A 13,528-nucleotide genomic window follows, 5' to 3' on the forward strand; every position below is an offset into this window, starting at 1 on the left:
GATTAATTCATTTTGTCAATGGCAACAAACTGAAGGTCCTATTACAAATATCAGTATGTCTGACATTGCATCCTATGATTCAGCATTAATTGCTTCTGCTCCTTGCGGAACTTTCATTTCAACAGACGAAGGAGATTCTTGGTCTCCGGTAAATCCTGCAAATTTTAACACGCACACAATTTTTAAAAATGAACTTTATCTTGGAGGAGAAAGTATTCGGAAGGTTTTACAAATCAATGAAGATTGGATAGAAAGTTATTCTTTATATAAAAAAGGTAAAACTTCTGGTTTTTATACGGATGACCAAAATATTTATGCTGCGTTGGAAGATGGAGGATTTTACTATTCTAATAATGGTAAAAATTGGAACAAATTTAATGATGGTCTTCCCAGTGAAATATACTACGAAACGTCAGGTATTTTTTATACCTATGATTTATTTGCGATAGACGGGAACGAACAATATATTTTTGCAGGAACAAAAGAGGGAATTTACAGAACTCTTAAAACGAATCTTAATTGGTCGGTCGTTAACAATAATTTGGACAATATAAAAGTGAATGCAATACTTTGTAAGGATAGCATTGTGTTTATTGCAAAAGAAAATAAAATCTACAAATCTGTTAATAACGGAACAACTTGGCAATTATCGAATACATTTTCATCTGATGACAGAATAAATAAATTAATTGCTATTAATGATTCAATTTTTGCATTAACAAAGCTTGAAGGAATTTATGTTTCAAACAACAATGGGATTGATTGGACAGCAAAAAATACTGGTTTAAAAAGTTTGTCAACATCAAGCATCACAAAACATAAGAATCAATTCTTTTTAGCCAACGAGGATGGCGTATTCAGAGATATTACGAACTGGCAAAACGTGTCCCGACATATTATTTGTTCCCATATTCTTGACTTAGAAAAAAACGATTCATGCATTGCAGCAATTGATTTTAATAATGTCTCGATAACAAAAAATAAAGGTTTAAGCTGGGGCAACTCTACTGAATCAATTTCAATGGGAATTGTTTGGAATATTGTAGACTTAGACAACACCTTGCTTTTTGTTGCTAACAGTCCTGAATATGTACCACAAAAGAACCTGACCTATATTACTTCAGATAACGGAAGTTCCTGGCAAAACAAAACCGATTTAATATACGACCATACAACATTCAAATTAAAAGCCAGTGGAAACAAAGTTATTGCAGTTGGAAATGTATATGTTTTTTTATCAGAAGATAAAGGTACAACATGGAAGAATATTAGCCCCCCTTCTGGATTGGTTTGTAACAATTATGATGATGCACTTTTTGTAGGAAATGAGATTTACATTGCAGCTTGCGGAAACCGGGAAATTATAAAAACTTCAGATTTTGGATTGAACTGGGAATTTATCAATGATGGATTACCAAATGAGCGAGTTTATAAACTTGGAGAATGTCAAGGGGTTTTGTTCGCTGCATTAGAATTTTCATATTTATTCCGATTAGAAAACAATAGTAAAACATGGGAGTATAGTGGAAAAGGATTACCGAAAAATAGTCCCGGGTTATCCACGAGTATAAACGACTTTACTTCAAACGAAAATTATTTCTTTTTATGTACACCCGACAGCGTTTATGCTTCAAATAATCAAGGTAAAACATGGTCGAATATTAATCAAGGATTACCCAAGTTGCCGAACTACTATTGGAGTGGAGCATTATTACTTGATGCAAACATACTTTATTTTGGAACAAATAATTATGGAGTTTGGAAACAAGATATTTCAGATTTGCAACTACCTGACATACCTGTAGAAGAAGTTGAAAATTTTATAGCCTACCCAAATCCAACAACAGACTTGATTTATTTTAAATTACCACAAAATGATATTGGAGAAACAATTGAATTTATTGATATTACTGGAACTGTAATTTATGCTTCCGAGATTAATGAAAACAAATTAAATATCAAAAATATTCCAGCTGGACTTTATATTATTAAAATTAAATCACTTAAAAACGAAATTTATATTTCTAAAATATTGAAAATAAAATAACTGGCTATAACAAATTGTAAATTGCATTGCGGGGTTCGTGGTGTGTTGTAAGCTGGATTCTCGCAACATCGTTCCGTCCTGCCGGACAGGAACGAGCTCCGAAATCCGCAACGACAACTTACAAGTGACCGTTAGCGCGCATTGCGGATAAAATCATAAACAGCATTTACGGTCATAATCACGGATTCTTCTGTAACACCTCTAACATTTATTAACCTGTCGTATTGTTCTGATTTCTTGAAGTCTTGAACAAAGTTCCAGTTTCCTTCAAGCAACGACGCGCTAACAAAGTGTTTATGGCATTGCTGCGTTTCATTTAATTTAATTTTCTGCATAATTCCCATAAATTAATTTTGCCGACCCACCTATGATAAGATGTTTGGCGTTTCATAAATATTACCAACAACTTCTATTTCGTAATTATCAATTTGCACTTCATCAATAGAATACCAATCATATTGTCCATTTCCTTTAGCGCAAAACATCCCATCTTCAAACATCACTTCGCAAAATACTTCCGGTATTAGCATATCACCGTCATAATGTTCAGGTATTTTAACAATATCACTTTCCCATATTTCAACGCCTTTCTTGTCTGGTAATCCAGTAAATTGCATTAAAACAAGTTCGTAGTAATCATTATGTTCATCAATATCACCAACGGTTAATTCCCCGTTTTGTATATCAACGAAGTATTTATCTCCGTTTGTTTCAGTTGTTGTAAAATCATAGTCCATCGCATTACGCAAGCTGTCCCATGCTCTAAATCTAAATTTTCTTAATGCCATCTCTAAAAAATTAATTTATTACGTTATTTCATTTAATAAAAGTCCGTGAGGCAACGCCACAAACACCAACCGTTATGCCCCATTATCGGAATAGAATTTATTCAGTTGCATAACAGTTTTAAAGAAGGCATCGCCCCCGCGCTCAATTCGGCTTATAGTTGCTTTGCTTATTTTTGTTTTATCAGTAACATCTTGCATACTCATATTTAATTTACGCCTACGCTCTTTGAAATAACGGGGCATAACAATATGTTTATGTAAGCTGTTTGAACTCGATTCAACGGGATTTCCATCGCTAAACTCACCAAGATTGTTTTCATACATTAAGTTGTCAATTCTTTCTGCTTCGTTCTGAATCCAATCAAGCCTTTTTGTTATGGCAGATTTTAATTCATCATTTCTACTTTGTATTGTCGCAATCGTCACCATGTTGGTTTTAAACTCACTTTCCAGCGATTTTATTTCCATCCATGCTTTTGCACGTTCAAGTATAAATAACCTTTGTGCTTTTCTGATAATTTCCTTATTGTCAATCTTATCAAAATCAGTTGTTTCGTCTTGTAACATTCTTGCCATCGCTATGGTATTTAAAAGTTTTATTCTCGTTTCTAAGTCAGTGGTAAATTGAGGCAACAGCCAACACAAACATTCACCGTTAGGTGCAATTCAAAAAAAAGCTGACGACATAGAATAACATTGGAGACATTAACATCTGTAATATCATTCATTCTTTTACTCGGACTAATTGCAGTTCCGATTATTCTTTTCATTGCAATTAAAAAATGGTATCGACTAAAGTTTGACTTTATCGCATACCTAGCATTAGGACTGATTTTGACCGCAGGAATTATGTGGACTTTTGCTTGGTGGGCGGACTATTCTGACCAATTTTTAATGAGACATTACGGATATGACTTAAATGCAATGAATGACACTGAAAGATTTGCAAATGTTGAATCTGAAAACCTTGAAAAAGTAAAGCAACTTGAAATCGGATATTTAGGGGTTGGTTGGCCTTTAAAAGCAATTATGTCATTTGTTTTCTACTCACCGTATCTATTAATAGTTTTCGGTATCGGACAACTAATAAGAAGAATGAAAAGAAAAAAGAACATGCACCTAACAAAACCTATACGCAATGCGGGTTGAAGAGATAATCGAAAGGTTGGTTCTATTAGCCCGCCAAAGCTCCGCTTTGACGTTTTTGTTGAATAAATTTAAAAACACAAAACGCAGCTTTGGCTACCGTTTGTGCAAGGTTGAAAGTTTTGGCTTTTCAATCCCGCACTGCGCATAGCCGGAGCGTTATGCCCAAGCTTAAAACGCAACCAATTTGAACAGAAAACCGTCAAGTAAATATAAATCAATAAAATACCGAACAATGAAAACCTTGAAAATTCTAATCTTTTGTGTTTCCTTAATAAGTATGTTAGGGTGTAAGAAAAATGAATCAGAAGATTTAAAAAACTTAGACGTTGAAAAATACGTAGAGCAACTAAAAAACGGTGAATATGAATCACTCGATTTACCTGCATTTACTTCTAAAGATATCTCCGCACTTCTTGAATATAGAAATGAAACTCAAATAATAACAGATTTTCCACATAACGGAATTTCATCTCTTGGGATGCCTGAGTGTTCTTTAGGCATGTATGTTTTATGGACAATTGAATCAATTCGTGCAGTCGCAATTGACAGTGAATATTTAATTGGCAGATTTCCATCTCAAAATCCGATTGTACAACAAAGAGAAGGACCGTTTGATTTAAAATCTGGAGTTGAAATTCAAGCAATTATTTCGTCAGCATATTATGACTGGTGGGGAGAAAATAAAAATAAGAACTTCAATGATTTCAAAAATATTGACCCTTTAGCAGAGACTGAATACAGATGGCATTAATGAAATCTAAAAGCCAGGGCATAACAAGGTACATATTGCAGGGCGGGGTTTGGTGGTACGCCAACTGCGGATTCTCGCATCGCAGTTCCGTGTCCTTCGGACAGGAACGCTCTCCGAAATCCGCCCCGACAACATGTACCAACCGTTAACGCCAAACTTAAAAGGGCAACCATTATAAGCTAAAAACCATCATATTGTATGAAAATCAATAAAATACCAAAATCATGAAAAATCTTGCCAAACTATTTGTAATTACAATCTTATTGTTCTACTCGTGTGACAAAAACGAATATGAATATCCAGACCTTGAATTAACAGTAAATGAACTAAAAACATATTGTGAGACAGATGGGAAACTTCCTTGCAGCGAACCTTTAAATCATGAAGGTGAATCTGTAACTGTTATTGGTTATTATAGAATATCTAAACTTGGTTATAATCTTACTGGAGACACATTTATATTTTATGATGCTCCTGAAGTTGGAAGTATTAATACTGAAATAACAATTTTGGGAGATACAAAATCTGTATTTGACAAAATAAGCGATTTTATTAGGGAGAATAGTGTAGGAGAACATGTTAAATTAAGAGTAAGCGGAACAATCGTTGGACATGATTTGCCAACAAATGGTGCATGTAGTCGAGGAGTATTTTTAGAAATAGACAGTTCTTCTGCTATTCGGGCGGACTAAAAAATAAAAGTCAGGCGTTAACAAGTTGCAAATTGCATTGCGGTGCAACGACAACTTGCAAGTGACCGTTAGGTACAATTTTAAAAAAGGAATCTAACAAGAATGAAATTACAAAATATAATATTGGTTTTTACTCTATTAATTGCAATTTCAACTGCGTCTTGTACAGCCAGTAAAGATTCAGCAAATGCAATAAACGAAGATGTATTCATCAAAACAAAAGACACTAAACTTTTTGCAAATATAAGGGGTGTTGATAAATCTACGCCAATATTATTATATCTCCATGGTGGTCCTGGTAGTCCACTCGGTATACCAATATTTAAGGCATACTCAGGTTATCAATTGGAGAAAGATTTCATTGTTGTTTATTTACACCAAAGAGGGATAATGAAATCCGAAAGAGTAGCAGATAACGCACACACAGTTTCAAACTATGTTCAAGACATCCATTATGTTGTTAGTTACTTGAAGAACCGTTTTCAAGGACAGAAAATCTTTCTAATGGGTCATTCTTGGGGCGGTCTCATTTCCTATATGTATTTGTTAGACTATGAGGGCGAAGTTGACAAATTTGTAGCAGTTTGCACACCGCTCAATTCTAGTAAAATGTTAAAAGGAAGAATCGAAATGATTTTACAATGGGCTTTAAATACAAATAACCAACAGGCAATAGATGAACTAAAAGTTTTACAAAACAACTCTTTGAATTTGTCTGAAGAAGAATCAGCCATACTAGTCAAGTGGATGTCTAAAGCCAATGGAGGCTGGAATCGTAATCTTGAATTCAAAAAGATAAATGATGCTGTTAATTACGAAAATAAATTTCCAGAATGGTTAAAGGAACAAAAACATATAGAGTCACTTTTAAAAGATGAAATTCTTAATATTGATTTGACTGATTCTATAAAAAATATATACACACCTCTACTTTGCCTGACTGGAAAAGAAGATACAAGTGTGCCGTGGTATATTGTTAAAAAGGAATTTGAAAACTATGCAGGGCCAAAAGAATTCAAACTATTTGAGAATAGCCACCACATGGTTTTTATTGACGAGGAAGAATTATTTGTTGAAACTGTCACTAACTTTTTAAAGGAGAAAAATTGAAATAAAAACTGTACCTAACACGTGGTATAATGCATGGCTGGGTTTGTGCGGATTCGACAAGTCGAATCTCGTCCCAACCTCAGTTTCGGTCGGACTGGTCAGACTCTCGTCTAACCGCCACGACCTCATACCACCACCGTTAGGTGCAAGTTTAACGCAACCAATAAACCGATGAAATCATCTTACTGAGAAAAACAATGAAAAAAATTATTTTACTATTTATCGGACTATCATTATTCGCTTCTTGCGAAAAAGAGGAAAGCAATTCGAATTCCCAATTATGTGAAGATGAATACTTCTATTATTCGGGTGGTACGAAGAATTATTTCAAACATTCATTATATGAGGTTTGGATAGAGTTTGAACGAACCGAAGTTAATGGAGAAGAGGCAAAATCAATTTTAGAAAAATATTCTTTTATAAATACTGGGAGTTTTGATGCCGAAAGAAATTATGATAGGTTTAAAGCAATAATAAATGATAAATGCGATTGCACGGATTTTAAAAACTATTTATTAGACCTAAATAAAGACTCAGAGATATATTCTGCAACTCCTGTATTTTATTTAGCAGACGATGACCCAATGAGTTATTGGATTTTATTAAGTGAAGTTCTTACTGAGAATGATAACGAAAAAATATCTGAATCCGAATTTATAGACTATGCCGAAACATTAAATTTAGAATTAATAGAATCAAAATATTCAACTCAGCACTTTAGAGTTAAGGAAGTAGAAACAGGATTTGAAGCTTTAGAGATTGCTAATAACATTTATGAAAATGGTAAGATTCAATATTCTCATCCTAATTTTATTGCTCACAGGAAATTAAATTAAATAAAAACCAGCACCTAACATTAAATATAAGCAATAGCGGTTTCTGTGGGTAATCAGGCGTTTGTGGTTCTAATCAGCCCCGCCAAATCTGCCGATTTGACTATTTAGGTAAGGTGCAGCTTTGGCTACTTAGCAACTTGATACGAAACCGCTTTAAAGTCCGCTACTGCTCATATTATTACCGTTGGCAACAAGTGAAATACGCTCATAACATTTAATGTGTAATTATGAAGTGATAAAAAATTACCATACATTACATAGAAAATTGATCTTCTAAATCCAACAACTATGAAAACCAAAAACATTCCTTATTTTATTCTGGTGGTATTTATATCCCTTGCTTTTGCAAACAAAACGTTTGGACAGGAAATATTACCATTTCCACCAACACCTTCAGCTTCAAAGGCCGGAATAACGCTATCCGAGTCAACTCACCAAAAAAGACAAACGGTTAATCGCCTCCCCGAGGACGCTCCCAACATTGTCATCATATTAATTGACGATGTAGGTCCTGGACAAGCCGGTACTTATGGTGGTGAATTTAACACGCCTACTTTAAGCAAAATTGCGGAAGAAGGGATTTCTTACAACCGATTCCACTCTACAGCTATGTGTTCCCCTACCCGGGCTTCGTTACTGACAGGGAGAAATCACCACCGCGTAGGAAATGGTCAGATTCCAGAATATGCAAATGACTGGGATGGTTATACCGGAGTGATCCCCAGAAGTGCTGCAACTGTTGCAGAAGTACTAAAAAATTATGGCTATTCCACCTCCGCTTTTGGGAAATGGCACAACACTGCACCAGAAGAATCAAGTACTGCCGGTCCCTTCGACCACTGGCCTACAGGTTATGGCTTCGAATATTTCTACGGATTTATGGCTGGTGATGCTTCGCAATATGAACCTACCTTATTTGAGAATACAACATTGGTTCCCGAGGAACACTTTCACAAAAAAGGATATCACTTGAGTGAAGATTTGGCAGACCAGGCTATCAACTGGATGCGTCAACACAAAGCAATAGAGCCCGACAAGCCTTTTTTAATGTACTGGTCGAGTGGTGCGGTACACGGCCCCCACCATGTAACAAAAGAATGGGCTGATAAATACAAAGGGAAATTTGATGATGGTTGGGACGAGTACAGAAAGCGTGTTTATGAAAAGGCAAAAAAATTGGGATGGATACCTGAAAACGCAAAACTAACTCCACGTGCATCGACAATGCAAGCCTGGGATGATATTCCGGAGGATGAAAGAGCATTCCAACTGCGTTTGATGGAAGTGTATGCAGGGTATGCAGAGCATGTGGATGCACAAGTAGGTAAAGTAATTGATGAACTTGATAATTTAGGATACGAGGACAATACCCTGGTATTCTATATATGGGGAGACAATGGCGCCTCGTCGGAAGGGCAACAAGGTACCCTTGCAGAGTTGCTGGCACAAAATGGTGTAAAAACAACTACAAAACAGCAAATTGAAGCACTCAATAAAATCGGTGGTCTGGATGAATTGGGAGGGAGTAAAGTGGAAAATATGATGCATGCCGGATGGGCATGGGCGGGGAGTTCTCCTTACAAAGGAACAAAGCTTGTAGCAGCTTATTTTGGTGGTACCCGTCAACCTATGGCAGTTAGATGGCCTAAAGTAATTAAACATGATAACGTACCCAGGTCTCAGTTTCACCATGTCAATGATATCGTCCCAACAATATATGATATACTCAATATCACCCCTCCGAGAGTTGTAAATGGGGCAGAACAAATGGAGCTTGACGGGACTAGTATGAAATATACATTTAACAACCCAACTGCCGAAGGTAGAAAGGGAGCGCAGTATTTTGAAATCCACACAAGTCGAGGTATCTATAAAGATGGTTGGTTTGCCTGTGCATTTGGAGTTCGAACTCCTTGGGTACAAGGTCTTCCAGACTTCAATAAATGGGATCCGATGAAAGAACCCTGGGAATTGTACAATTTAGAAGAAGACTGGTCGCAAGCCAATGACCTGGCAAAAAGTAACCCGGATAAACTTGATGAGATGAAGAGTACCTTCCTGGTGGAGGCGGCCAGAAACAATGTATTGCCTATCGGCGGGACTTTTTGGTCAACAGCAGCCTTGCACCCCGAAGATGCTCCGGCTAGCCCAATGACAGAATGGAACTTCGCCGGGCCAATAAAACGAATTCCCGAAGCTGCTTCGCCTCGATTTGGAAGCACATCAAACCAAATGGATTTTGATGTTACAGTCCCAAAAGATGCGAATGGGGTATTGTGTGCAGTGGGTGGTTATCCAGGTGGAGTAAGTTTTTTTATAAAAGATGGATATCTGAACTATGAATATTGTTTTTTTCTGATGGATCGCACCAGGATTGTTGCCAGTGAAAAACTTCCCGAAGGTGAAGTAAATATTCAACTTTTGTCGGAGCTGGAAAACGGACCGGCCTCAGCTTTGAATATTACTATAAAAGTAAACGGGAAAGAGATAGCTAATGGAAAAGTTCCTCGTTCAATTGCATCAACTATTTCCTATAACGATGGATTTGATATCGGCCAGGACTTAGGATCACCGGTTTCTGATGCCTATTTTAACAGCGCTCCATTTACTTTTAACGGGAAAATAAACAAGGTTGTGGCGAAGTATTTAGAATAAAAAATTTTTACGAATAGACACCAGTTGCCAACATTTTGTATAAGTAATGGCAGGCGATGTGGTAAATATCAAGGTTTTTAGCCCGCTCAAACTGTGTAGCGGTTTGACAGGAAATTACCACGCAATTTGCCACTACTCATACAATTTACCGTTACCAACCATAAACTCGCTGCAAAAATTTAAATATGATTGAGAGCTATTTTGAACCCATTTTCTTAATTATCTGGTTAATTGCATTTGCCTCCATAGTTTATTGCATTTGGTTTGCCATTAGGTACGACAAAGATTCAAACCAAATTTTCTTACTCGTTGCTTTAAATGCTTTGTATTTGCCATTTTACTTTTCAAGAATGAAAAAAATTAAAACTGAAATGGCTATAAAAGCAGAAAGCGAAGGAGTTTTAGATTCTGATTTTTTACAAGCTACAAAATTTGGTGTATTAGATATACTTGATGTTTGGGCTTCAAAAGAAAGGCAAATCAATTTTCAGAAAAGTGTACCAGAATCAAACATAACAAAACTATTATTCGAAGAATGGGATAACTATTTCAAGATTGATTCCTCCATTCTAAATGAAGCTTTTACAGAAAGAGAAATCGAGTTATTAAATTCGTTCGACCAGGCAATTACAAGGTGCTTTGAAAAAATAAAAGATGAAATTCCAAGTTTGAAAGAATTTCAAGAAACGAATGACTTTAATGTTCTGAATTCTGTTGCTTTGAAAATAAAAAATGAAATAGAATAAATTACGGTTGGTAACAAATAAGCGTTCGGGCGGTCGGCACGGCCAAGCCTGAACCGGGTGTTGACGAAACCGGTCTTTGAAAAGGGGATGTATATTATGGATTTTTCGATGTTTGAGTGTATTCTTTTCAGGATCCACATTGTTTAAAGGCTTTTATTTTTCTATCCATCAGGTCCGGTATTTTTACTTTTAACCGGGACTTTTCACTGCTAAGGCATCACTTTAAGCCACTTTAATCCTCATTTTTTATTGTTTTGGGCAAGGCTTCGCCAGGTCCCGTAATCAGGACTTTTTCACAAGGGATATCAAAAAGTTTAGGATGGCAGTCCCCAGCGGTGGTGGTCCGCGCTGATGAAAACGCCAGATGGTCACCAGTTTCCCTTTTCGGCATACCGGACAGAGTAAATGTACATCGGTATGTTCGGGCAGATCGGGTTTGCCCAGTTCCTGTTGCAGCAATTCCACACAAACTTTTTTCAGCGTACTGCTCAGTATCCCGTAATGGCGGATGCGGGTAAACCCACGCGGCAGTATGTGCAGCGCAAAACACCGGATAAACATGTCTTCGCTTAAGCCCATCAGGTATTTTTTTCCGCCCTGCCGGTAATCCTTGGCCTGGAAAGTCACCCGTCCGTTTTCGATACTGCGGATACGGTGGTTACTGATGGCTATTTTGTGGGTGTACCTTCCGAGGTATTCCACTACCTGCTGTGGCCCGAAAAAAGGTTGTTTGCAGTACACTGTCCAAGGTTTTGAAAACAGCGACTTATAAAGTTCTGCATCTTCAATACCTTGCTGTCGTAATGCCCGTACATATTTTGCCCTGAAGACTTTACTCATTGCCTTTACCGGGAAAAGGAACTTATTTCTTCCCCTGGCTGCTTTCCACTTACCGGAGGTGGTAATTCCACCACCGGGTACAATACAGTGCAGGTGCGGATGGAGGCTCAGGTTTTGTCCCCAGGTATGCAGGATGGCGATCATCCCCGGCGCCCCGCCAATAAATTTAGGGTTTCGGGCAAAACCTTTTACCACCTGCCATGCTGTACCAAAAAGAAGCGAATAAACCAGTTTGGGCCGGTACAGGGCAGGGGGTTCAACTCCTGGGGCAGGGTAAACACAATATGCAAATGCCATTCATTATTGGTTACTTGGCTAATTTACAGTTGTTAACTTATTACGCGCTGCTTTAAACAATGTGGCAAACGAACAGCACTTGCATTTACCGTTAGGCACAAGCGGAGGAGCAACGTGCAACTAGAAAATTAAACCGATAAAAAGATAATACAACATGATAGCCAACGCACAAAGCAAGAGTGTTCCAGCCCGTCCCACGACCATCCCTTCGCTGAAACACACTTGCTTTATTTGCCATCGCTCTGAACCAATAACTTAATTGACTCTTAAAGCAGGGATTTGATGCCCTCCTTGATTTAAGATTAATTTTTCGACTTTTTGACTTGAATTTTTCAAAAACGAAATTTTAGCTTCGACTTCTTTAAGGATAAACTCTGATTCGGATACTGGCAGTAATTCTAATTTTGGTTGACCCGTTGGTTGACAAAATAAGCTGCCATTGTTGACTGAAACAGTAAAAATAAAACCAGGCTTAAGTTCATATTCACCTACATAAGACTGCATAATATCATCAGAGAGCTTTATAGTATTTATAACTTCTGGGATTTTATAATCTTCGCCAAATACTATGGCAATTAAATCTTTGTTTATTCGGCTGATTGGTATTTGCTCAAAATTTGATAAAATGATAGTGCAAATATCATCATCAGTAAAGCGACTGATATTGGAAGTAAAACCATCGATTTCTCCAGAATGAGTTATCATCTTGTGATTAAAAATATTAACAACTCCCCAACCAAAGGCATAATTGTCTTTAAATGGAGTAAATATTGTTTCAAGTGATTTTTTCGTAATAAGTTTCTCTGTGTATAAAGCCCTATCCCAAATATATAAATCTTCAACAGTGGAATATAAAGCTCCTGAAGCAGAAGCATTTGACATGTTCCTGAATTTTGCGTTCACAATTTCATTGTTTCTGAAACAGTATCCTTGTGCCATATTATTGATTACATTCTCAGGTTTTTCAAATCCTGAATTCTCCATTTTTAATGGTTCAAAAATATTTTCCTCAATATAGTCAGCATAGGGCATATTACTAATTTGTTCGATGATTAAGCCTAATAATATGTAATTTGAGTTGCTGTATTTAAACTTTTCACCCGGATTAAATTTTAATTTTTTGCTTTTAAATGTTTCAATTGTTTCTGAAATGGTAAAGTGAAAAACTCTTCTATTATTATCGAAATCTTCAAATTCAGTATGATTAGGTATACCCGATGTACAAGTCAATAAATGTTTAATTGTAATATCATCACCTCTTGGGTAATCAGGGATGAATTTTATGAGTTTATCATCAAGGCTTAATTTATTGTGTTCTACTAATTGCATTATACAGACTGCCGTAAACCCCTTTGTAAGTGAACCAATTCTGAATTTAGTTTGTGGCGTATTTTCAACATCAAATTGATAACTCGATTTACCATAACCTTTACTTGACAAAACTTGACCATCTTTAGCGATAAGAATTGAACCACTAAACTGTTTCATTTGCACGTAAGCATTGATATAGTCATCAACCTTTTTCTGAATATCGCTGTGTTGAGCTGACAAAGTAGCTGTCTGACAAAAACATAAAAATGCTATTAGCAAAAATGGTAAAATGATATTCCTTTTCAT

General features: G+C 36.5%; 13 protein-coding genes. 8 read left to right on the top strand and 5 right to left on the bottom strand.

Annotation, left to right across the window (positions count from 1 at the left end; all coding sequences use genetic code 11):
* Positions 1 to 55: 55 nt before the first annotated feature.
* Positions 56 to 2,047: a DUF6242 domain-containing protein gene (locus WFY05_RS17425; RefSeq protein ID WP_321373059.1), complete on the top strand. Its 1,992-nt coding sequence runs from the start codon at positions 56 to 58 to the stop codon at positions 2,045 to 2,047.
* A 131-nt stretch (positions 2,048 to 2,178) separates the two neighbouring features.
* Here the strand turns inward: WFY05_RS17425 and WFY05_RS17430 are convergent, their stop codons facing one another.
* From WFY05_RS17430 to WFY05_RS17440, 3 genes are all read right to left on the bottom strand, one after another.
* The gene (locus WFY05_RS17430) at positions 2,179 to 2,382 is read right to left on the bottom strand and encodes a hypothetical protein (protein WP_340114192.1); all 204 of its coding nucleotides are present in this window, start codon (positions 2,380 to 2,382) and stop codon (positions 2,179 to 2,181) included.
* 30 nt (positions 2,383 to 2,412) lie between these two features.
* Complete coding sequence (locus tag WFY05_RS17435; RefSeq protein WP_340114193.1) at positions 2,413 to 2,835, bottom strand: YopX family protein; 423 nt, start codon at positions 2,833 to 2,835, stop codon at positions 2,413 to 2,415.
* 72 nt (positions 2,836 to 2,907) lie between these two features.
* Complete coding sequence (locus WFY05_RS17440; protein ID WP_340114194.1) at positions 2,908 to 3,411, bottom strand: helix-turn-helix domain-containing protein; 504 nt, start codon at positions 3,409 to 3,411, stop codon at positions 2,908 to 2,910.
* A 120-nt stretch (positions 3,412 to 3,531) separates the two neighbouring features.
* Here WFY05_RS17440 and WFY05_RS17445 point away from each other — a divergent pair, with 120 nt between their 5' ends.
* The 7 genes from WFY05_RS17445 (at position 3,532) to WFY05_RS17475 (ending at position 10,774) form a co-directional block, all read left to right on the top strand.
* Positions 3,532 to 3,984 carry a hypothetical protein gene (locus WFY05_RS17445; protein WP_340114195.1) on the top strand — a complete coding sequence of 151 codons (453 nt, stop codon included), beginning with the start codon at positions 3,532 to 3,534 and terminating at the stop codon, positions 3,982 to 3,984.
* A 232-nt stretch (positions 3,985 to 4,216) separates the two neighbouring features.
* Positions 4,217 to 4,735 carry a DUF4943 family protein gene (locus WFY05_RS17450; RefSeq protein ID WP_340114196.1) on the top strand — a complete coding sequence of 173 codons (519 nt, stop codon included), beginning with the start codon at positions 4,217 to 4,219 and terminating at the stop codon, positions 4,733 to 4,735.
* A 224-nt stretch (positions 4,736 to 4,959) separates the two neighbouring features.
* Positions 4,960 to 5,427 carry a hypothetical protein gene (locus tag WFY05_RS17455; protein WP_340114197.1) on the top strand — a complete coding sequence of 156 codons (468 nt, stop codon included), beginning with the start codon at positions 4,960 to 4,962 and terminating at the stop codon, positions 5,425 to 5,427.
* Between the two features lie 102 nt (positions 5,428 to 5,529).
* Positions 5,530 to 6,537 carry an alpha/beta fold hydrolase gene (locus WFY05_RS17460; RefSeq protein WP_340114198.1) on the top strand — a complete coding sequence of 336 codons (1,008 nt, stop codon included), beginning with the start codon at positions 5,530 to 5,532 and terminating at the stop codon, positions 6,535 to 6,537.
* A 197-nt stretch (positions 6,538 to 6,734) separates the two neighbouring features.
* Positions 6,735 to 7,373, top strand: coding sequence for a hypothetical protein (locus WFY05_RS17465; protein ID WP_340114199.1), 639 nt, complete (start codon positions 6,735 to 6,737; stop codon positions 7,371 to 7,373).
* 288 nt (positions 7,374 to 7,661) lie between these two features.
* A complete protein-coding gene (locus tag WFY05_RS17470; protein ID WP_340114200.1) occupies positions 7,662 to 10,028 on the top strand; it encodes an arylsulfatase in 2,367 nt (788 codons plus the stop codon).
* A gap of 185 nt (positions 10,029 to 10,213) precedes the next feature.
* Positions 10,214 to 10,774: a hypothetical protein gene (locus WFY05_RS17475; protein ID WP_340114201.1), complete on the top strand. Its 561-nt coding sequence runs from the start codon at positions 10,214 to 10,216 to the stop codon at positions 10,772 to 10,774.
* A 282-nt stretch (positions 10,775 to 11,056) separates the two neighbouring features.
* Here the strand turns inward: WFY05_RS17475 and WFY05_RS17480 are convergent, their stop codons facing one another.
* Both WFY05_RS17480 and WFY05_RS17485 read right to left on the bottom strand, forming a co-directional pair.
* On the bottom strand, positions 11,057 to 11,911 hold the full coding sequence (locus WFY05_RS17480; RefSeq protein WP_340114202.1) for an IS91 family transposase: 855 nt from the start codon (positions 11,909 to 11,911) through the stop codon (positions 11,057 to 11,059).
* Between the two features lie 255 nt (positions 11,912 to 12,166).
* Complete coding sequence (locus tag WFY05_RS17485) at positions 12,167 to 13,528, bottom strand: serine hydrolase (protein ID WP_340114203.1); 1,362 nt, start codon at positions 13,526 to 13,528, stop codon at positions 12,167 to 12,169.

Source organism: Maribellus mangrovi (genome assembly GCF_037646455.1).
GTDB classification, from domain to species: Bacteria; Bacteroidota; Bacteroidia; order Bacteroidales; family Prolixibacteraceae; genus Draconibacterium; species Draconibacterium mangrovi_A.

Excerpts from the sequence above, each read along its gene's own strand:
- WFY05_RS17425 (WP_321373059.1), top strand. The coding sequence starts at position 56 with ATGTCTGACATTGCATCCTATGATTCAGCATTAATTGCTTCTGCTCCT.
- WFY05_RS17430 (WP_340114192.1), bottom strand. The coding sequence starts at position 2,382 with ATGCAGAAAATTAAATTAAATGAAACGCAGCAATGCCATAAACACTTT.
- WFY05_RS17435 (WP_340114193.1), bottom strand. The coding sequence starts at position 2,835 with ATGGCATTAAGAAAATTTAGATTTAGAGCATGGGACAGCTTGCGTAAT.
- WFY05_RS17440 (WP_340114194.1), bottom strand. The coding sequence starts at position 3,411 with ATGGCAAGAATGTTACAAGACGAAACAACTGATTTTGATAAGATTGAC.
- WFY05_RS17450 (WP_340114196.1), top strand. The coding sequence starts at position 4,217 with ATGAAAACCTTGAAAATTCTAATCTTTTGTGTTTCCTTAATAAGTATG.
- WFY05_RS17455 (WP_340114197.1), top strand. The coding sequence starts at position 4,960 with ATGAAAAATCTTGCCAAACTATTTGTAATTACAATCTTATTGTTCTAC.
- WFY05_RS17460 (WP_340114198.1), top strand. The coding sequence starts at position 5,530 with ATGAAATTACAAAATATAATATTGGTTTTTACTCTATTAATTGCAATT.
- WFY05_RS17465 (WP_340114199.1), top strand. The coding sequence starts at position 6,735 with ATGAAAAAAATTATTTTACTATTTATCGGACTATCATTATTCGCTTCT.
- WFY05_RS17470 (WP_340114200.1), top strand. The coding sequence starts at position 7,662 with ATGAAAACCAAAAACATTCCTTATTTTATTCTGGTGGTATTTATATCC.
- WFY05_RS17475 (WP_340114201.1), top strand. The coding sequence starts at position 10,214 with ATGATTGAGAGCTATTTTGAACCCATTTTCTTAATTATCTGGTTAATT.
- WFY05_RS17480 (WP_340114202.1), bottom strand. The coding sequence starts at position 11,911 with ATGGCATTTGCATATTGTGTTTACCCTGCCCCAGGAGTTGAACCCCCT.
- WFY05_RS17485 (WP_340114203.1), bottom strand. The coding sequence starts at position 13,528 with ATGAAAAGGAATATCATTTTACCATTTTTGCTAATAGCATTTTTATGT.